15 protein-coding genes and 1 rRNA gene are annotated in these 19,008 nt (G+C 58.7%); 3 read left to right on the top strand and 13 right to left on the bottom strand.

From position 1 onward, the window contains the following. Positions 1-60: 60 nt before the first annotated feature. Positions 61-176, top strand: a 5S ribosomal RNA gene (gene rrf / locus L4G42_RS07735). A gap of 78 nt (positions 177-254) precedes the next feature. Here the strand turns inward: rrf and L4G42_RS07730 are convergent. From L4G42_RS07730 to L4G42_RS07680, 11 genes are all read right to left on the bottom strand, one after another. Then, entirely contained in the window at positions 255-764 is a 510-nt protein-coding gene (locus L4G42_RS07730) for an SRPBCC family protein (RefSeq protein WP_237252734.1), read from the bottom strand. Between the two features lie 41 nt (positions 765-805). Continuing rightward, complete coding sequence (locus tag L4G42_RS07725) at positions 806-4,258, bottom strand: non-ribosomal peptide synthetase (protein WP_237260726.1); 3,453 nt, start codon at positions 4,256-4,258, stop codon at positions 806-808. Then, entirely contained in the window at positions 4,255-5,199 is a 945-nt protein-coding gene (locus L4G42_RS07720) for a diiron oxygenase (RefSeq protein WP_237252738.1), read from the bottom strand. Before L4G42_RS07720 ends, L4G42_RS07725 begins: the two co-directional genes overlap by 4 nt. 49 nt (positions 5,200-5,248) lie before the next feature. Next, the gene (locus L4G42_RS07715) at positions 5,249-6,028 is read right to left on the bottom strand and encodes a DUF3050 domain-containing protein (protein ID WP_237252740.1); all 780 of its coding nucleotides are present in this window, start codon (positions 6,026-6,028) and stop codon (positions 5,249-5,251) included. A gap of 741 nt (positions 6,029-6,769) precedes the next feature. Next, positions 6,770-7,525: a thioesterase II family protein gene (locus L4G42_RS07710; RefSeq protein WP_237252742.1), complete on the bottom strand. Its 756-nt coding sequence runs from the start codon at positions 7,523-7,525 to the stop codon at positions 6,770-6,772. A gap of 152 nt (positions 7,526-7,677) precedes the next feature. Continuing rightward, positions 7,678-8,421: a GntR family transcriptional regulator gene (locus L4G42_RS07705; protein ID WP_237252744.1), complete on the bottom strand. Its 744-nt coding sequence runs from the start codon at positions 8,419-8,421 to the stop codon at positions 7,678-7,680. A gap of 226 nt (positions 8,422-8,647) precedes the next feature. After that, entirely contained in the window at positions 8,648-9,652 is a 1,005-nt protein-coding gene (locus L4G42_RS07700; protein WP_237252753.1) for an aldo/keto reductase, read from the bottom strand. A gap of 173 nt (positions 9,653-9,825) precedes the next feature. Next, positions 9,826-11,010 carry an MFS transporter gene (locus tag L4G42_RS07695; protein ID WP_237252755.1) on the bottom strand — a complete coding sequence of 395 codons (1,185 nt, stop codon included), beginning with the start codon at positions 11,008-11,010 and terminating at the stop codon, positions 9,826-9,828. A gap of 164 nt (positions 11,011-11,174) precedes the next feature. After that, positions 11,175-11,996 carry an ABC transporter substrate-binding protein gene (locus L4G42_RS07690; RefSeq protein WP_237252757.1) on the bottom strand — a complete coding sequence of 274 codons (822 nt, stop codon included), beginning with the start codon at positions 11,994-11,996 and terminating at the stop codon, positions 11,175-11,177. Between the two features lie 22 nt (positions 11,997-12,018). Continuing rightward, the gene (locus tag L4G42_RS07685) at positions 12,019-12,783 is read right to left on the bottom strand and encodes an amino acid ABC transporter ATP-binding protein (protein WP_237252759.1); all 765 of its coding nucleotides are present in this window, start codon (positions 12,781-12,783) and stop codon (positions 12,019-12,021) included. Between the two features lie 21 nt (positions 12,784-12,804). Beyond that, positions 12,805-13,683, bottom strand: coding sequence for an amino acid ABC transporter permease (locus L4G42_RS07680; RefSeq protein WP_237252760.1), 879 nt, complete (start codon positions 13,681-13,683; stop codon positions 12,805-12,807). Between the two features lie 305 nt (positions 13,684-13,988). Here L4G42_RS07680 and L4G42_RS07675 point away from each other — a divergent pair, with 305 nt between their 5' ends. Continuing rightward, a complete protein-coding gene (locus L4G42_RS07675) occupies positions 13,989-14,954 on the top strand; it encodes a LysR family transcriptional regulator (protein WP_237252762.1) in 966 nt (321 codons plus the stop codon). Positions 14,955-15,146: 192 nt separating this feature from the next. Here L4G42_RS07675 and L4G42_RS07670 read toward each other — a convergent pair whose 3' ends face one another. Continuing rightward, positions 15,147-15,839, bottom strand: a complete 693-nt coding sequence (locus tag L4G42_RS07670) for an HAD-IA family hydrolase (protein ID WP_237252764.1) — start codon at positions 15,837-15,839, stop codon at positions 15,147-15,149. 215 nt (positions 15,840-16,054) lie between these two features. On the opposite strand from L4G42_RS07670, the gene L4G42_RS07665 reads away from it, so the two are divergent. Continuing rightward, positions 16,055-17,542, top strand: coding sequence for a YdgA family protein (locus L4G42_RS07665; RefSeq protein ID WP_237259751.1), 1,488 nt, complete (start codon positions 16,055-16,057; stop codon positions 17,540-17,542). A 51-nt stretch (positions 17,543-17,593) separates the two neighbouring features. On the opposite strand, the gene L4G42_RS07660 is transcribed toward L4G42_RS07665, so the two are convergent. Beyond that, a complete protein-coding gene (locus L4G42_RS07660; RefSeq protein WP_237252768.1) occupies positions 17,594-18,724 on the bottom strand; it encodes a mechanosensitive ion channel family protein in 1,131 nt (376 codons plus the stop codon). Positions 18,725-19,008 lie beyond the last annotated feature (284 nt).

Raw genomic sequence — 19,008 nt, 5'->3', positions numbered from 1 at the left:
AGTGAAGGTCATACATTTTCGCTGGAACGTTACGTCAGTAACGGATCGGCTACAGAATTTCTTGACGACCATAGAGTGCTGGAACCACCTGATCCCATCCCGAACTCAGCAGTGAAACGGTGCATCGCCGATGGTAGTGTGGGGTTTCCCCATGTGAGAGTAGGTCATCGTCAAGATTGAATTCCGAAACCCCAGTTTGCTTACGCAGACTGGGGTTTTGTCGTCTACGCTCCCTGCACTGATGCGCAGTAGGCTTAATCCCCTGAGCGGACTAGAGCTACTGGCACGTTCTTCATTGCACCATCAGCGAAGCCCTGTAAAAACTCTCTGAAGCCCTCAGCGTCCATCGAGTTGTCATCAGTAGGCTCGGCAACGATGGTCCAGGTAGCGACACAACTGGCACTGTCCTTGGGGAAAACCGTCATCGAGGCCCAGAGCTTGCTGACGCCAAGGTTGTTGTAGATGGTTGTCCAAGTCATAGCCATCGCGTCATCGTCGTGTGAGTTGAGTTGCTCGACAACCCGCAGGCCACCCTCCTTGAATTTCTTGTAACGTACCGACCCAGGACCTTCGCCAACCACTTCGATGCTTTCAAGCTCCGGAATGAACCGGGTGAAACCACCGAAATCGCCTACGACCTTCCAGACCTCACGCGCCGGTGCGTTTATCGAGATTGCAGACACCACCGGTTCCCCACCAGGATTGGTAATCAACGTATCGGGGGAAAGGGAGCCAAGGGTGTTGAGCGGCTGAATAGCGTTCATGTTGTTCTCCATAACTTAAGGGGAAGTTGCGTTGGGGTGTATCAGATGAAGGCAATCTCCTTCAGGTACTCGCAGCCCTTGCGCAGCAGCGCCGGGGTTTTCGAGGGGTAGCACTCGCCCATCCGTTGAACACCCGCATGGGCGTTCTGGTACGCGATCATCGATATGTCTCCGATGTCTTCCTCAAACCCGTCGAGGTAAAAGCCGAGCACGCCGAATAAAGCGTTCTCGCTGTCCACCCGATTCAACTGGGTTTGCCACTCACTGACGCTGACCATCTCGAAATCACTGCCCGCTTCACGGAACGCGCTGACGTAATTGCTCCAGCTCAACGGCTCCGGGTTGTGGAGGTTGAAGACTGCGTGGGCTGGCTGGTAACGACTGGCGTGAAAGCCGATGAATCGGGCGAGGAAATCGACAGGCATCAGGTCGAAGGTCATGGAGAAGTCTGGAACCTGGCCCAGTTGCATCGAACCCTTGAGCATGAGCATCAGGCGGTTTTTGTGCGGCTGGCAGACACCGGTCGTACTGTTGAATGCAATATTGCCGGGCCGGTAGATGTTCACCCACGCGCCTCGCTCACGGGCTTGCTGCAGAATGCGCTCGGCGACCCACTTGGAGAGGTTGTAGCCGTTCTTGATGTAGATCGGCGGTGTCTCGGCAGCAGGAGCTTCGAGGACGCGACCGTCAGCCCCAACGGCGCTTGAAGCTGAAAGCGTCGACACGAAGTTGAACACTTTCTTGCTGCGCCCTTCGCACAACTTCAAACACTCGAAGATCGGCTCAACGTTATCCTTGGCCAGCGTTTCGTAATCCTGGACATGGTTGACGTTCGCGGCGTTATGCACCAGCGCGCCAAACTCGCGATCAAGCCGCTCATGCACCTCGTTGCTCAACCCGAGCTGTGGCCGTGTGACGTCGGCGGCATAAACCCGTACTCGCGCCAGATCCAAATGCTGAAGACGGTTTTCGCGCATTGCCTGGATAAAGCGGTCTTGCGCCGTCATCCCTGCGCTTTCACGTATCAGGCAGGCAACCTCGGTTGCGCCCCACGCCAACAGCGCTTCGACGATGTGAACACCAAGAAAACCGTTGGCACCAGTGACGATGACTTTATGGACGTCGCCCATGCGCTCCACAGGCAGTACCGGCAGCTCGAAGGGCGCCGAAGCATCCATGGATGCTTTCGGGCTGACGGTCCATGAGGTGGTGCCGTCGCTGTCGAGCAGTGACGCCAGATTGGTCAGCGTTGGCGCCTCGATGAAGCGATTGATAGGGATGCTGCGGCCGAATCGTTCGCGAATCCCTAGCAGCATCTGCGACAGCAGAATCGAGTGGCCACCCAAATTGAAGAAGCTCTCGTCGGTTGAGATTTCGCCTGGCGGAAGTTCGAGCAGATCCGCCCACAACGTAAGTAGCAGCCTCTCGTTTTCTGTGTCGGGCAAACGACGCGGGGCTTGCTCCAGCATTTTCACGGGCAGCTGCAACAGCGCTTTGCGATCGATCTTGCCATTGCTGGCAAACGGCATGCTCGCCAACTCCGTGTAGGCGTTCGGCCGCATATAGTCGGGCAACAAAGCGGCGACATGGTCCTTGAGCAAACGCCGAGCGGCGTCAGGTTCTACGCCGTGCGGTTGCGCGAGAAAAGCCAGGATGCGTCGCTGGTCGTCAATCACCACCGCAACTTGGCGGTACAGCTGGCTGTCGCGCAGGCAATGCTCGATCTCCTCAGGCTCGACCCTGAATCCCCGGATCTTCACCTGGTTGTCACGTCGCCCGGACAACTCGATGCCATCACTCGTCCATTTGCCGATGTCCCCGGTGCGATAGGCGCGCACGCTTTGGCCATCACCCAGCGCGACATGCACATAGCGCTCATCGGTAAGCGCAGGGTTGTTGATGTAACCTAGGCACACGCCCGGCCCGACGATGTAGAGCTCGCCGGGCATCTGGTCCGCGACGGGCTGCATATCCTCGTCGAGAATCAGGACCTGACTGTTGGCGATCGGTTGACCCAAGTTGCGGTTGCTCCCGCCGGGTTGAAACCGGCCGGCTGTGATCAGCACCGTGGCCTCAGTCGGGCCGTACAGGTTGTGGAAGTGACATTGCGCTGCCAGGCGTTCAATCACGTAGGGCTCGCAGACATCACCGCCGGTGCACAAGTGCTTGAGCTTCAGCGGTCGGTCAATCGGCAGGATGCTCAACAAGGCGGGTGGCAGAAACGCGTGGCTGAGATTCAGATCGAGCAGCTCAAACAGTTGCAGCGGATCACGACGCTGGTCGTCGCTCGCAACAATCAGTTCAGCGCCGCTAAGCAGCGTGGGGAATATGTCGATGACCGACGAATCAAAACTCAGCGTCGAGAACTGCAGCACACGGCTGTGTTCGGAGAGCTCGACATAGTGTGCATACCAGGCCGTGAAATGGCTCAGGTTGCGCTGACTGAGCATCACGCCTTTCGGGTGTCCGGTCGTGCCCGAGGTGTACAGCGCCATGCACGGCGCGTCGGTCTCTGGGCGATAGCGCATCAGCGACTGCGCCGTCGGCACGATCCCGATGTGACTGATATCCAGCCCCGGCACAGCAACGCCCGCCAGCGGATGAGTCCCATCGTGCAAAAACAAACAGGCATGCGCGTTTTCTAGGATGTACTGCTGACGCTGTAGAGGCTGGCTGGGGTCCAATGGCAGGTACACGGCTCCGTTGCCCAGGATGGCAAGGATCCCTGCGAACAGCGCCGCAGATTTCGGCATACAAATACCAATCACCAACGGTCCAGCTGATGCGTGCGGCAGCATGGCCTGTATCTGCGTCTGGATCGCGACGCTGTGCGCGCGCAGTTGGTCATAGCTGATGCGCTCGCCGTCGATACTCAGCGCAGTGCGCCCGGCGAATTCGCTGAAGCTATGATCCAGGCGTGCTACCAGCGTCTGCTCGGCAACGCGCAGCAATTCTGGCGCCGCAGTGAAGTTGAAGCAGTGCTCGAAGGCCAGTCGGTCCAGCCGCAGGAGGCTTTCCTGGCGCTCGCTGTGCGGAGGGTCGACGCGCCCGGCGCGCGCAAAATACTCGGTATCACGCGAGAACCGGCTGACCAGCATCGCTACGTTATCGACCAGCGTTGCGACCGCGGCATCCCTCAGCACGCGTCCATTACCGGAAAGCGTGGCAGCCACGGCATGGCGTGCGATCAAGCGCTGCGCCGTAGCTGTCCCGAGCCAGCACAATATCTCCAGCTGAGGCAGTGCCTGCTCGCTCCCCTGCATAAGCCCCATCCGGAGGCCCAGATGAACGGCTTTCTTGAACGCGCCCAATCCTGCATGGGACAGGTCCAGCGTGCCGTCTTCGATGAGGAGCGGCGCCTCCTTCAGCGCTGTCAGCTCAAGCGTGGCCTCATCGCGCAGATGGTGAATCAGGTGCCCGTGGGCGTCCAGCTCTGCACTCAGCTCACTCATCGCCTGGCTATGACCGATAAGCACAATCTCCAGGCGCTTCATTGCAGGCCTCCGGCCGTTAGATAGTCGGCAAGGGCGCGCTGAACGCAGGGGGAGTCGAGCATCGAGCTGGAGGTGAAGAAACGCATGATGTTGCCCACCAGCGGATGGTGGCGATTGATCGGGAAGCACATCGCCTGCGTCTCTTCCCTCAGAGCGCGTTTGATCGGTTCTGCGACGGGTAAGCTGTTGATCAGAACGAAGTCAAAAGACTTCTGGATGTCATTGGTCAAATACTGAGCAATGAACACTGGCAAGATCTGCGCAATGAGCTGCTTGTCCTGTTCGGGCGCTGCGTGCCAGTAGATCCTGACCAGACGCGCCCAGAAACCGGAGTGCCGTCCTTCATCAAGCAGGTGGTCCGCCATCAGGCCTTTGACGGACTGCTTCACCGTGTCGTCTTTGGCGAACGCGGCCACGTCGTTGGTCACGGTGTTCTCGGCAATCGCCACGCAGATGAGTTCGACTGGGCTGCGCAAGTGTTCTGGCGCCAGTGCCAGTGCAGCGGGAATGGCCCGGCTGAGTTCGATTTCCTGCGGCAACGGGATCGGCTGGACGCCGGTCAGTGCGATGGTTTGCTGCATGAAGTCCATCGCCACCAGAGCGTGGTAATCCTCATCGACGACCACGGTCATGGCGTCGTAGCGGCAAGCGAAGGGAAAGCGAATCGCGAAGTTGTCTTTGGCGATGCTTCGCGCGGTCTTGTCGACGATTTCGGTCTCGAAAATCACGACGTCGTTGATGAACTTGTACAGGCTCTGCACCAGCGCCAGATCGAGCAGATGGGCGCATTCGCGGGTGAACGTCTCGCTTATCACCAGTGGCTGCCGGCTGAGCGGGTAGATCAGCTTTTCATCGTTTTCGACGATGCGGCGCGGGCGTGTCCGAATCGTCGCGCGGCCTTCCCAGGCATCGACGAATGACAGGTAGTCTTCGGCTTTCATCATGGCGTCCTTGTGTGGAGGGCTTCTGGGTTACGGAGGCGGGACGGGCTCATGCGCTGACTTCCCGCGCCGTTTCACGCAGGGTCAGGCGCAGGGCGTCCCACAGCGCGATGCGGCTTTCGACCGCGGCGATGGCGGCGGCATACACCTCGCGCTGGTGCTGTTCATTGCCCGCGACTAGCCTGGCCAGCAATGATTCCGCAGCCGGACCGTGGTCTTCGGAGTCCACCTCGATGTGGCGTTCCAGGTAGTAGCGGAAGGTCGGTGCCTTGTCGGCAGTGATGCCCCAATCGTCGAGAATCCGCTGGAACATCTGTGGGATAACGCTCTCGCGACCGTGCAGGAACGCGGCAGCCACGCAATGCGCCGGCGCATTCAAAGCGATGTCGAGCGTGTCGCGGACGAAGTGCGTGGCCGCTCTGCCTGCGCCGACGCTGTCGAGCGCTGTTTTGTAGTGAATGCCTTCGCGCAACAGTTCGACGAAATGCTCGATGCGCGCCGTACTTGCACCGATCTCTCGCATGGCGTCCAGGTACAGTTCGAAGTGGCTGTAATGATCGTGGCGTCCCGGCCGGTCATCCGACTCCTCACCCAACACGATTTCGTTGATGAGCCGCGCTGCCTTCGGATCTCGCGGCGGCAGCCAGGGGAGTCGGGTGCACGTCAGTTCCTGCTGCAGACGTTTGGTCAGTGACATAAAGTCCCAGACCGCGAACACATGCACCTCCATGAACCGCTGCAGGGTGTGCAGTGAATCAATTTCGGAAAAAACAGGGTGCGCGCTAAGTTCTGATTTCTTTGCGATAAGTTGCTGTTTGAGAATATCCATTGTTACGTCCTTGATAGATCGAGTGCGTCACGAACTCTTTAATTGCCGAAAAATGGTGGTCGTCTTAAGTTGCCGTATTAACCGCAGACAACATGACTTCCGTAAATGTCGGGCAATAAGGAGCTGCGAACGTTACTTCGTTAATGGTCAATAATCGTGCAGGCTGGAATCCGGCATGCTCACTTGGCCTATGCCCTTGCTGACCAGCGTCTGTGGGCGTATAGCCCTTAAACGGTGGCGGCCAGAAAACGTTAGAACAGTTTCAAATGGTTTCGCAAATACTTTTTAATATAATTAACGGCGTATATAAATCGGCCGCGAGAGAAAGCGATAAAACTTCTGAATAAAGTTTTATTGGGGCGAGCGCAACCCTTCCGGCTTATTAGGGCCAGAATTGAAATTAATGAACGAATACCTCGTTCAGCGTTGCGCTTTATCGGGCTAATACAGTTTTCGGGAATTTTTGGTTTGGGCGACATTCAGGGTTCACTTCAATGTCTCCGCCCAGGGCAACGCTCCTTTTGCCGCTCCATGAGAACTGCCTTTCCTGAACCGGCTGCAGACCGATTCGTCGTCCGAGTTTGCCTGAACACGGCGGTGCACCGCGTCAACGACGGCCAAGTTTCACGATAGGTGCATTAGCGACGGCCCGAGCGTAGGCGGGCCGGTTTTTGGTCGTAGGAGACGTCAGAAGGAAGAGCTTAAGGAGTCGATGCAGAAGAAGAGGGCGGCGGCTTTTCTTCAGCCGCCCAGCAAGCCAAGGTGCGTGTTGATGATGTGTAGCAGGCGGTCGCGTTGCGAGCTGAGAAAGTCATGAGTGCCGCGCACTTCGATCAGTTCGAACTCGCGACGAGTGAACTCCCGCCATTTCATCATGCTGGCGGCCGTGGCGACGGGGTCATCGCTGCCGTAGAGACCGGTCAACGGGATGTCGAGGCCCTCGTCCGCGCAGTGTGACCAGATCTCCGACAGCTTTACGTCGCTGCGCACGACAGGCTCCAGCAGCTTCAGGCGTTTCTTATCCTGCGCGAACGTGTTCGGGAGCACGCCCAACCTGATCAGCGCTTGGATGAAGTCGTCTTGCGGCAGTGTGTGCAAAAACGGCCAAGGTTGTCGGCTGTCAGGGCTGCGGCAGCCTGAAATGAACAGGTGACGGGTCAGATTCGGGTAATGATTCTGCGCCAGCCTGGCCATTTCATAAGCGACCCGACCGCCGAAGCTGTGGCCGTAAAACGCGTGGGGTTCGCTCAGATAGGGCTGCAACGCGAGGAAGGTGTCTTGCAGCAAGGGCGCCCATTGATCGTAGGGCGTTTCCTTGAGCCGACTGCCGTGGCCGGGCAGACGCAGCGTTACCAGCTCGATGTGATCGGCAAGGCCTTCGGACCAGTCACGGAAATGCTCCGGATCGCCTCCTACGTGAGGACAGCAAATCAGGCGGGTTCTGACGGGTTGTCCGGAATTGACCACCATCAGCCATTTGTTCTTTTCGGCTTGCACTCAGCTTCCCCGAGCCTTGATAAAGGCGTCATAACCGTGGAGCCGGGTCCTTCGGCGCATACGCCATCATGAACGGCGTTCGTTGATCCCTTGTGCTTCTCGGCCGATTAGCCAGTGGCGAGCAAGGTCAAGATTGAAAACAGCAGTGAATGTCACTGGGTGACGGCACGTTTTCGTGAGGCCACCGCAGGTTTTGCCTCTTCCGCCCTACGGGCGCTCAAGTAGGCATTGATGGCTTCAACACCACGATTCAAGTGGTGAGTCAGCGCGTCAACCGTGGCGTCCACATCACCGGCGCCGGCCATCTCCAGCAATTCAAGGTGGTCGTGTTGGGACACCTTGCCCAGGTTCATTTGCTTGAGATTGAAACGCAAGAAGCGCTCTTCCTCGTTCAAGCCGTCCTCGACCAGTTTGAGCAGGCGCTTGTTGTGCGCTTTCGAATACAGCGTCATATGGAACTGGCGGTTGAGCGTACCCATGATGCTGTAGTCGGTTTCGACCTCAAGCTGTTCGATGTACCCACGCGCCGTGTTGATGTCTTCGGCGGTCAGCAGCGGGATGGACTGGCGCAGAGCCTCGGACTCCAGCAGGATGCGCAACGCGTAGGCATCCGTAGCGTCCTCGTTGATCAACGGGGCAACGACCGCACCTTTGTGGGTCTCGACGCGCAGCAACGATTGAGCTTCCAGCTGACGCAGCGCCTCGCGGACGGGCATACGGCTGACACCGAAAAGCGTCGCCAGCTCTTGCTGGCGCAGGGCAATGCCTGCCGGGAGGCGACCTTCAAGGATGGCGCTGCGCAGTTTTTCTTCGATGACGGCACGCGCCAGATGCGCAGGCGGCTGCTCATCACCCAGGGTTTCCCGCAGAAATTGCTCTTTCTCAGTCCTGCGCATGCTTGATCTTCTTCGGCTGACCAGTTATTGGATCCAATGAAACACTAGAGACCACTGCTGGCCTTGTCAAACTTTGATACAAGATTAGCGTGCTGCCTCGGCGCCGCATTCTACAAGGGATTGAGCGTACAGGTATTGCCATCAATCGGGGATTGGGAACGGGATGTCCAGCCTCGGTTACGCAAGGCATTCGCGGCAACCGAGGCGGCTTCACAGCTGATCGATATCAGATATAGCGGCCTGTCACGAAATGCTGCACATCATTGAAACCCGGCGTGGACGCATGCCCGGGTGTCACGAGGGAGTCGATGAACGCTTCGTCCTCGGCAGTGATGTTCACGCTGAGCGCTTTGGTGTAGCTGTCCCATTGTTCCTCGGTGCGCGGTCCGACGATCGCTGAAGTCACGGCCTGGTTGTTCAGCACCCAGGCGATGGCGAATTCCACCAGACCTACACCTTTGGCCTGGGTATACGCCTGCAGTTTCTGGGCGATGTGCAAGGACTCGCTGCGCCATTCGGTTTCCAGAATGCGCTTGTCCTGACGGCCGGCGCGGGTGCTGCTGTCCGGCGTTACGTCGGGGGCGTACTTGCCACTCAACACGCCGCGCGCCAGCGGGCTGTAGGGCACAACACCCAAGCCGTAGAACTTCGCTGCAGTGATCTGCTCCAGCTCGGCCTGACGGTTGACGATGTTGTACAGCGGCTGGCTGATCACCGGTTTGTCGACGCCCAGACGCTGAGCGACATTGACCACCTCAGCGATACGCCAGCCGCGGAAATTCGACACGCCCCAGTACCGGATCTTGCCCTCGCGAATCAGGTCGCCAATGGCAGACACGGTCACTTCGAGTGGCGTGTTGTGGTCTTCCTTGTGCAGATAATGGATGTCGATGTAATCGGTGTCGAGACGACGCAGGCTGGATTCGATTTCATTAAAGATGTGCTTGCGATTCAGGCCGCTGGAGTTCGGTGCTGTATTGCCCGAGCTGCTGCCAACTTTGGTGGCAAGGACCCACTCGCTGCGCCGTCTGGCGATGGCCTCGCCAACGATTTCCTCAGACCGGCCGGCGTTGTAGACGTTGGCCGTGTCGATGAAGTTGACGCCTTCATCCCAGGCCTTGTCGATGATGCGCAGGGATTCCTCGGTGCCCGTCTGCACGCCGAACATCATGGAGCCCAGCGTCAGCGTTGAAACCTGGAGGCCGGATTGGCCAAGGGTGCGGTATTTCATTGCTCGATATCCTTTTCGTCGGGGAAGTGGAAATCAGGACAGTCTGGGACAGGCTTGCAAGGGGCCTCGTAAAGACCGATCAGACCGACAGCTCTAGGCCGGACATACTCACCTGTTTGGGCGGGTTTTGAAAAGTGACAAATTGACGGAGCCGCGTGTGGCCGGGCACGGGGTCACAAGGAAATGTCAGCGTGAGTGAGCTTCGCGTGTCGCCCGGCCAGAAAGCACAATGTGCCGCCCATGGCGGTCAGGCACGCAAGGACATAAAACATGGTCGGCGCGGGGCTATTGATCAATAAGTAGCCGCAGATCACCGGGCTCAACGCTCCGCCGAAGGCTGCCAGATTCTGCGCACCCAAGTAGCTGCCGCGAAGGTGATCAGGTGCGATGGTGTCGACGAACAGGTATTCGGCGGGGTAAATGATCATCTCGCCTAAGGTGAAAACGAACATCGCAGCGCACCAAGCCAGGGTCGTTTCGGCAAAACTGAAGCCGATGAGCCCGATCGCAAACAAAGCTGTGCCGAGGCAGATCCAGTACGGCAGCAGCTCGCGCTTGAGAAAGCGGCCAATCTGGTACTGCATCAAAATCACCGTCACCGCGTTGCAAGCCAGAACGGCTGACAGGATTTTCAACGCCTGTTCCGCGGTGTGCGTGACCAGCAGAAACTGCGACAGGTACAACGTATACCGGCCATGCACGATGGTGCTGAGCAAGCTGCCGCCCGTGAACAGAATCAGCGTGCGATCGTTTTTCAGCGTGATCAGAGTGTCGAGAAAGCTGCGCGGTGGGTGTTCGGTATCTGCGACTGTGCGCGGGATGCCGAGCATCAAGAAAAGACTGCAGAACGCGATGGCGCTGGCGATGAAAAACGGCGCCAATGGCAGGTGCCCGGCAATGATCACGCCCAGCATCGGGCCTGTGGCGTAGCCAATGTTGGTGAGGGTATAGCGCAGCGAGAAAACCTTCGCCCGCTGCCCGATGGGCAGGTTTTCGCTGATGATTGCCTTTGAGCCGATCAGGAACAGCGCCGAGGCCGTTTCAGTGATCACCAGCGTGAGGGTCGTCAGGTAGACGTTGTGGGCGAAGGTCAGCAGCGCGAAGCCGACGGCACTGGACAGCATCGCCAGGATCAGCAATTTCCGCTTTTCCAGCCGGTCAATGACGTAGCCACCATACAGCCCCAGCAGCGTGGCGATGAACACCGCGATGCCCATCAGCAGCCCGACGTCTTGCTGGTTGAGCCCCAGTCTCGTACTCAGGAAAAGCGTCAGCAGCGGGCTGGTCATCGCCCGGCTCATGACGATGGTCAATGAGCAGATCATCAAGCGGCGGATGACGAGGGAGTAGGTGAGCACTCTTGGTTTCCTTTATGTCAGCGCTTCCTTCTGTAGGAGCGCGCTTGCCCGCGAATGCGTCATGCCTGATCTCTATTCATCGACTGACACACCTCAATCGCGGGCAAGCGCGCTCCAACCGAAATCCGTGCTTAGGGTTCGTCCGTGATACATCGCGTAGCCGTTTACTGCCCTTGATTCATCCCCACCTTGGTCACCGCGCCCTGTTCCAGCTCCCACTTTTTGAGGATCTTGCCGTAGGTACCGTCGTCGACCATGGCCTGCATCGCTTCGGCGATGGCCGCCGCCAGTTCAGGGTTGGACTTGCTGACGCCCAAGCCGGTGAACTGTTTCGAAATCGCCAGGCCAAGCGGCTTGTAGGTGTCCTTCTCCTGGGACATCAGGTACGGAATGGTTTCGCTGCCCTGCATCGCCGCGTCCAGCCGACCCTGACGCAGCTGCGCGCGAGCGTCAGCCGAACCTTCGGAGCCGCTGACGATGATCGCCGGCTTGCCTTTCGCTTCGCAGTTTTCCTTGCTCCACGCCGCGATTTCCGCAGGCCATGTGGTACGGCGGCTGGTGCCGACTTTCTTGCCGCACAGATCGGCGGGCTCATTCAGATCAGCGTTTTTGGTCAGCGTGTACAGCTGCGGCCCGCTGGCGAAGTAGTCGATGAACGTCACCGACTTCTGCCGCTCGGCCGTGTCGGTCATACCCGACAGAATGATATCGAAGCGTTTGGTCACCAGGCCGCTGACCATCTGCTCGAAGGCGGTCTCCTGCCATTTGATCTTGACGCCAAGGCGCTCGGCCAAGGCGTTGCCGAGATCCACATCCAGGCCGGTTAGCGTGTTGGTGCTGGTGTCTTTAAAGTCCATCGGCGGGTAGTTCGGCACGATGGCGGCGGTGATTTCGCCCTTGTCCTTGAGGCTGGCGGGGAGCGCGGCGAACACCGACGCGGACGCGATCAAGCCGGCGAGCAAACTGGGGATGAGGATCTTTTTCATGGTCGTTCTCGTTTGTTCTGGTTTAAGTGCGAACGGCAGAAATGAAGCTTTGGGTTCTTGGGTTTTGTGGGCTTATTAGAATGTCTTCCGGGGTGCCGGCCTCCACAATCTGGCCGCCGTCCATGAACACCATCCGATTGGAAACTTCGCGGGCAAAGCCCAGTTCGTGTGTCACGACGATCATGGTCATGCCGCTGTGCGCCAGGTCACGCATGACCGACAACACTTCGCCCACCAACTCCGGATCGAGGGCGGAAGTGGGTTCATCGAACAGCATCAGCTTGGGCCGCATCGCCAATGCGCGAGCGATCGCGACACGCTGTTGCTGGCCGCCGGAGAGCTCGACGGGATAGGCATGACGCTTGTCCGCCAGCCCGACGCGGGCCAGTAACTCGGTGGCTTCTTCGTTGGCCTCTTTGGGCGAGCGCTTGAGCACCTGGATCGGGCCTTCGATCACGTTCTGCAAGGCGGTCATGTGCGGGAAGAGATTGAAGCGCTGAAACACCATTCCGGTGCTCAACCGCTGACGTGCAATCTGAGCGTCCGTCAGCTCGTGCAGTTTGTTGCCAACGATGCGGTAGCCCACCAGCTCGCCGTCGACCCACAAACCGCCCTTGTCGATTTTTTCGAGCTGATTGACGCAACGCAGCAGCGTGCTCTTGCCCGACCCCGAGGGCCCGATGATGCACAGGACTTCGCCTTGTTCGACTTCAATGCTGACGTCTTTGAGAGCGTGGAACTGATCGTAGTACTTGTTCAGGCCGACGGCTTTGACGATGTTTCTCATGCTGATTCTCCTGGGCCTGACTTACGAACGCTTGCCGGCGCCGCGGGCAAAACGCAGCTCCAGCCGGCTTTGGCCGAACGACAGGACCGTCACCACGGCCAGGTACCAGATCCCCGCGACGATCAGCAGCTCCATGACTCGGGCGTTGGCGTAGTAGATGTTCTGCGCGTTGTGCAGCAATTCGGAATACTGGATGACGCTGGCAAGGCTGGTCATCTTCACCATGCTGATGAATTCGTTGCCGACCGGCGGGATGATTACGCGCATCGCCTGGGGAAGAATCACCCGACGCAGTGCCTGCAGGCGCGGCATGCCGATGGACTTGGCGGCTTCGTACTGACCGGTGTCCACGGACAGCAAACCTGCGCGCACGACCTCAGCGGTGTACGCCCCCTGATTGATGCTCAGCCCCAACAGCGCGGCAACGAAGGGCGTCATCAGGCTTACCGTGTCGATCTCGAACACGCCGGGAATGCCAATGACCGGGAAGATAAGCGCCAGGTTAAACCACAGCAGCAACTGCAAAATCAGCGGCGTGCCGCGAAACAGCCAGGTGTAGGTGATCGCGACGTAACGCAAAATCGGGTTCGCCGACATGCGCATGATGGCAGTGATCACGCCGATCACCACCCCGAGGACCATCGCCAGAATCGACATGATGATGGTGTTCAGCAGTCCCCACAGAATGGCTTCGGAGGTCAGAAACTGGCCGATATAACTCCACTCGATCTGCCCGTTGGCAAACGCGCGGGCCAGGCCGGCGAGGGCAATGATGATCAGGGTCGCGAAGAAAATGCGCCCGTAATAGCGGCGTGGGACGTGTTCGTACTGGGTGATGTCGAACGCGTTTTCGGTCTTCCTGCGCTCGGCTTGCAGCTGCTCCGCCTGATTCTGATTCATGTGTCTCTCCGAAGCTGTATGCAGACCGCGCCTGCCTGACCTGCTCAATCGTCCCAGCCTTTGTGCAACGACGAGGGCCCGACGGTGCACAAAAAGGATTCGTCCTGGATAGCGGGCAGTTACGAGGTGAAAGTCCTGATCAAAGTGTCAGGTTAATTAAAGTTGGATCCGCTTCCGACCTATGAAGCGGAGTACCGCGTGCGCGGTTGCCAATCAGGTTTTTCTGTGTTCATTATTATCAATCGGGCACGTTTTTGTTGTGAGTCAGAGCCTGTTGAATCCAATAGGCGAGGTCAATAAGCATTATGGAAACTCCACTTTCCAATTCTGGAAACGTGCCGCCTAAACCGGGAATACGCCCCCCTCTTACTCTCAGCGGAATGGACTTCAAGCTGTTGCGGGTTTTTCAGGCCGTGGTGGAGGCGGGCGGCTTCAGCGCCGCACAGAACGAGCTGAACGTGGGCCTTGCAGCCATCAGCAAGCAGATTTCAGACCTTGAAATCCGTATCGGCATGCGCCTGTGCACACGAGGCCGGGAGGGGTTTCATCTCACTGAAGAAGGCAAGCTGGTCTATCAGGCGGCTATCGAATTGTTCGCGTCGGTGGACAGTTTTCGCGACCGGATTAGTTCAGCGCAGAATGAGTTGATTGGCGATTTGAGTGTCGGCGTAATTGATAACACCCTGACCGATAAAAGTTCGCCGCTAATTGCCGCATTGAGACTAATGCACGATGAAGCGCCCAAAGTCAGACTGCGCGTGCAAGCGTCCCAACTGGATGAAGTCGAGCGCGCAATGGTCGAAGGGCGCGTGAGTCTTGGCATCGTGCCGGTGTATCAGCGGCGCGAAGAGTTTGATTATTTCGAGTTGTACGAAGAGACCTCCCACGCGTATTGCGCAGTGGGGCATCCGCTGTTCGAGGCGGATGACAGCGCTCTGAGCATCGACAGCCTGCGCGCATTCGATATCGTGAATCATCGGTATGCGATCCATCGTGACAAGGCGAGCTTCGTCAATTCCGACAGCCAGAGCGCCTCCGCCTCCCAAGTAGAAGCGGTCGCCATGATGATCCTGACCGGCCGTTTCATCGGCTTTCTCCCCGCACATTACACGCGCAATCTGATCCGCGACGGTCAGCTGCGCGCCTTGCGGCCCGACCTGATCTTTTTACGCACACCCGTCAACCTCATCCTGAGACACAACGCCCCCCGGAGCCCACTGGTCAAGGCGTTTGCTCGTGCGCTGGGGGTCGATTTGACGCGTGTTGGATGAGGCTAGACGTACGAGTTGATCTGCAGCCTATCGGCATGAAAAAAGCGTCGACTTTCCAGGCGGGCGCCAAATGCTTGAAGTACTACGCTCTCAACGTAGGAGCGTGCTTGCCCGCGAATGCATTCAGTCAGTCCACGCGTTCGTTGTAGACCAACGCCATCGCGGGCAAGCGCGCTACTGCATTTCAGATAATCAGCGGGCAAATCCCGGCAAACCCCAATCCTCCAGAGGAAACTCGGTCAGCGAACCCAATATCAGGTCGGCGTGCGCGTATTGCTCGATCGGCATGTGTGAGTCCGGCACGGCCACGGCATACATCCCTGCGGTCTTGGCAGCGGTGACGCCGAATGGCGAGTCTTCAAACACAAGACAATCCTTCGGGTCTACGCCAAGGTGGCGCGCTGCGGCCAAGAAGATGTCCGGCGCAGGCTTGGCCGCTGTGACCTCGGCGTGATCCGCCGTCACCACGTCTTTAAACAGCTCAAACCAGGCGCGGTGATTGCTCGTCTTCGCGTGGAAATAGTGCAGGGAAGAACTGGTGCCCACCGCAATCGGGATGTTGTGCTCGGCGAGGTGACGCACCAGTGCCTCGGCGCCACGCATCGGCAAGGCGTGCGGGAAGCGCTCGTCCAGCATCGGTTGGCGAACGGTCAGGAACTCCTCGGGAGACATCGGCAGCTCGAGCGCGCTGATCACGTACTCAGCGAAATCCTGCGAGCCGCGGCCAATGGAATGCTGCTTCACAGCCCAGTCGAACGTCTTGCCATGCCGCTTGGCGATGGTATCGGTCACTTCGGTGTAGATGCCTTCGGTGTCCAGCAGCAGGCCGTCCATGTCGAAGATAACCGCCTTGACCGGACCCTTGGGCTTTTGCACTTCGCTCATCTCATCGATCCCGTTAGCAAATTGGCGTCCAGCCTAACGCTTCGGCGAACGTCGTGGCTAGGCGCAACGGCTGCAAAACCTTCTCGCCAAGTGCTAATCTCGCCGGGCTCTCGGCAGCGCAAGGTGCTGCTCGGCCGCTTTGTGTGGCGCCGAAACCCTCCGGGGTCAAGGAAGGCAAGACCTCTCTTCAAGAACGGACATCTTCGAGTCGATACATGAAAAAATCAGTCAACATCGCCGTAGGCGTCATTGTGGTTGCGGGCGTCCTCATCACCGCTGGCGCCTGGTACACCGGAAAACGGCTGGAAGGCGCGCTCAATGACGCCATCCAGCAAGGCAATCAGCAGCTTCAAGCCGCCTTCGTCGGGCATGAAGGCAAGGCGAGTGTTGAGCTCCTTTCCCTGGACCGCCACTTCTTCACCAGCACCGCGCACTACAAGCTGAATATCCAGGACCCCAAATTCAATGAGGGCCAGCCGGTCGAGCTGCTGTTTGTCGACAACATCGAGCACGGACCATTGCCGTGGAGCCGCGTGAAATCACTGCAACTGGTACCGGTAATGGCCGCCAGCAACATGCAGATCGAGAAAAACGCCTTCTCCGAAAAATGGTTTGCCATGACCAACGGCCAGCCGCCGCTGACCGGCCACTTCAGCATGGGCTATGACCGCGCCGCATTGGGGCGTGTGGAGTTGCTGCCATTCGAATTCACCGATCAGACCGGCGCGTTCAAGTTTTCCGGTTTCACCCTGAATGCCTCGGGCTCGGGTGATGGCCAGAAGCTTGAGGCCAACGGTGTGCTGGGCAGCGTCGACGTCACCGCGACCTCCGAAGAAGGCCCGGTGCACCTGACGCTCAAGGATTTCACCTTCAACACGGGTGGCACCAAGGGCAAATCGGGTTTCTACCTGGGCCACACCGATGCGAAGATCGCCTCGGCTACGTTCCAGGCGGCGGGCCAGCCTGCCATTCAGCTCAAAGACTTCGTCAACACCAGCCTGTTGCAGGAAGTGGAAGGCAACCTGAATGCTCAGGTGACCTACGACATCGGTAACATCAGCTTCAATGGCAGCGACATCGGCGCCATGCAAATGCTCTGGAAGTTCGGCAACTTCGACATCGCGTCAACCCAGGCGCTGATGAAGATCTATCAGGAGAAAGTGCAGCCTCAAGCCCAAGCCGCCGCGGCGATGGGTGAAACCTACACGCCACATTTGAGCCCGGCTGATCAGGCGCTGGTGCAGGCCGAAGTCAGCAAGATGCTGAGGGCCAAGCCGCACATCGAGCTGGAAAAGCTCTCGCTCAAAACGGCCAGCGGCGAGAGCCAGTTCAGCCTGTCCATGGACTTGAGTAATCCTTCGGCGCTTGATCAGCCGGGCGCGGAATTGCTCAAGCAGTTGCTCACTCAGCTGGACGCCAAACTGGTGCTCTCCAAGCCGATGATCAAGGACCTGGCCGCACTGCGCGCCAAGTCTGAGGGTCTGACTGACCCCGCCGCCATCGCGCAACAGGCGCAGGCAGCAGCAGAGTCGGTGGGCGGCATGGCGGTCATGTTGCAAGTGGGCAAGGTCGATGGCGACAACATCGTCTCCAGCCTGCATTATGCCAACGACGTGGTGGACTTCAACGGCGTGAAGATGCCGGCGCAACAGTTTGCCGCAGCGATGATGGGCAAGTTTGTGATGTTCAGCGGCGGACAGTGAGGCTTGCCCGGCCACCACTCGGGTGGCCGGGCAACTTGCGGCTACCTGTTTTTAGACTGGCGGCTGACGCGCGATTTCTGTCGGCGCTTCGTGGCCTTCGCGCTCCGGCTGAACGGTGCGCGAAGACATCTCCGCACGCAGCTGAGGCAGGCACTGCGGGTATTGCCGGGCAACGAAACTGATTAGCCGTTCGCGCATGTGGCACCGCGCATCCCAACTGCGCGATGAATCCGCTGAGCTCAACAACACCCGCAATTGCATCGCCTTATCGGTGGTGTCCGTGACCTGCAGCACGCAGACGCGGCCATCCCAGAGGTGCGGGATTTCCTTGCAGATACGCTCCGCCTCTTCGCGCAACTCCTCCAGCGGCAGCGCGTAATCCACCCACAGAAACACCGAGCCAATCAGGCTCGACGTGTTGCGCGTCCAGTTCTGAAAGGGCTTCTCGATGAAGTACTGCAACGGAATCACCATCCGCCGCTCATCCCAGATCTTCAGCACCACGTACGTGCCGCTGATCTCTTCGATGCGTCCCCACTCGCCCTCAACGATCACCACGTCATCCAGGCGAATCGGCTGAGATATCGCGATTTGCAGACCCGCGATCAAATTGCCCAGCACCGGCTTTGCGGCGAAACCGGCGGCCAGTCCCGCAAGCCCTGCCGATGCCAGCAGGCTGGTGCCGATCTGACGCACCGGGGGGAAGCTCATCAGAATCAGCCCTGTGCCGAACAGCAGCACCAGCACATTAAGGCAGCGCACCAGCACCCGCACTTGCGTCTGAATCCGGCGTGCTTGCAGGTTGTCTTCAATGTCCAGCGGATTGCGGATCGCGACCGCTTCGCCAATGGCCTTCACGCAACTCAACGCCAGCCAGGTGAACCCGGCCACCACCAGCATGCCGTTCAGATGGCGAACCCCATTGATCAACATCAGATCATCGGGGGCAGAAGTCCAGACGGTTTGCAGGGCCAGCAGTGGAATCAGCCACAACGTCGGGGGCTCGGCACGATGAATGAGCTGTTGAGCGAAGACGAAGGATTTCGCGACGCGGCGGAGCAAGACCAGCGCAATCCAGCGTCCTAACAGTGCGATGCCAATCGCGACGGCGGCGGCCACGAGGGTATTGAGCCAAGGCAACGGCAGCGCGTTCAGCCAGGCTTCCGGGAGTATGTGTTCCATAGAGGGGGTCACCAACAGGACGGTTCAAAGGCAAGAGGTGTGAGCTCCCTCAGCGCTCAATGTTCCCTGACCAGCCCGCCGCCGCTGAAATCGTGACGGGCTGGAATCAGCGAGCCAGAGCATCCGACACGTTTACTACATGTCGAATGCGCTGACCAGTTCAGGCTAATGTCGGGCGACGCCTGAATGTCTGGCTCATGCTGTAGCGGCCATGGCATCGCGTGCGCGCAACACCATGGCAAGGCTCGTCTTTCACAACGCGGAGGCAGTGAAAGTTACGACGC

It is taken from the genome of Pseudomonas petrae (assembly GCF_021728295.1).
GTDB lineage: Bacteria > Pseudomonadota > Gammaproteobacteria > Pseudomonadales > Pseudomonadaceae > Aquipseudomonas > Aquipseudomonas petrae.
The sequence above is the reverse complement of the archived record's forward strand: the minus strand, read 5'-3'. Positions and strand labels throughout refer to the sequence as shown.

What these genes read in the sequence shown, in the direction of transcription:
- L4G42_RS07690 (WP_237252757.1), bottom strand. Translation starts at nt 11,996, where the DNA reads ATGAAAAAGATCCTCATCCCCAGTTTGCTCGCCGGCTTGATCGCGTCC.
- L4G42_RS07660 (WP_237252768.1), bottom strand. Translation starts at nt 18,724, where the DNA reads ATGGAACACATACTCCCGGAAGCCTGGCTGAACGCGCTGCCGTTGCCT.
- L4G42_RS07730 (WP_237252734.1), bottom strand. Translation starts at nt 764, where the DNA reads ATGAACGCTATTCAGCCGCTCAACACCCTTGGCTCCCTTTCCCCCGAT.
- L4G42_RS07680 (WP_237252760.1), bottom strand. Translation starts at nt 13,683, where the DNA reads ATGAATCAGAATCAGGCGGAGCAGCTGCAAGCCGAGCGCAGGAAGACC.
- L4G42_RS07670 (WP_237252764.1), bottom strand. Translation starts at nt 15,839, where the DNA reads ATGAGCGAAGTGCAAAAGCCCAAGGGTCCGGTCAAGGCGGTTATCTTC.
- L4G42_RS07665 (WP_237259751.1), top strand. Translation starts at nt 16,055, where the DNA reads ATGAAAAAATCAGTCAACATCGCCGTAGGCGTCATTGTGGTTGCGGGC.
- L4G42_RS07705 (WP_237252744.1), bottom strand. Translation starts at nt 8,421, where the DNA reads ATGCGCAGGACTGAGAAAGAGCAATTTCTGCGGGAAACCCTGGGTGAT.
- L4G42_RS07700 (WP_237252753.1), bottom strand. Translation starts at nt 9,652, where the DNA reads ATGAAATACCGCACCCTTGGCCAATCCGGCCTCCAGGTTTCAACGCTG.
- L4G42_RS07720 (WP_237252738.1), bottom strand. Translation starts at nt 5,199, where the DNA reads ATGAAAGCCGAAGACTACCTGTCATTCGTCGATGCCTGGGAAGGCCGC.
- L4G42_RS07675 (WP_237252762.1), top strand. Translation starts at nt 13,989, where the DNA reads ATGGAAACTCCACTTTCCAATTCTGGAAACGTGCCGCCTAAACCGGGA.
- L4G42_RS07725 (WP_237260726.1), bottom strand. Translation starts at nt 4,258, where the DNA reads ATGAAGCGCCTGGAGATTGTGCTTATCGGTCATAGCCAGGCGATGAGT.
- L4G42_RS07685 (WP_237252759.1), bottom strand. Translation starts at nt 12,783, where the DNA reads ATGAGAAACATCGTCAAAGCCGTCGGCCTGAACAAGTACTACGATCAG.
- L4G42_RS07715 (WP_237252740.1), bottom strand. Translation starts at nt 6,028, where the DNA reads ATGGATATTCTCAAACAGCAACTTATCGCAAAGAAATCAGAACTTAGC.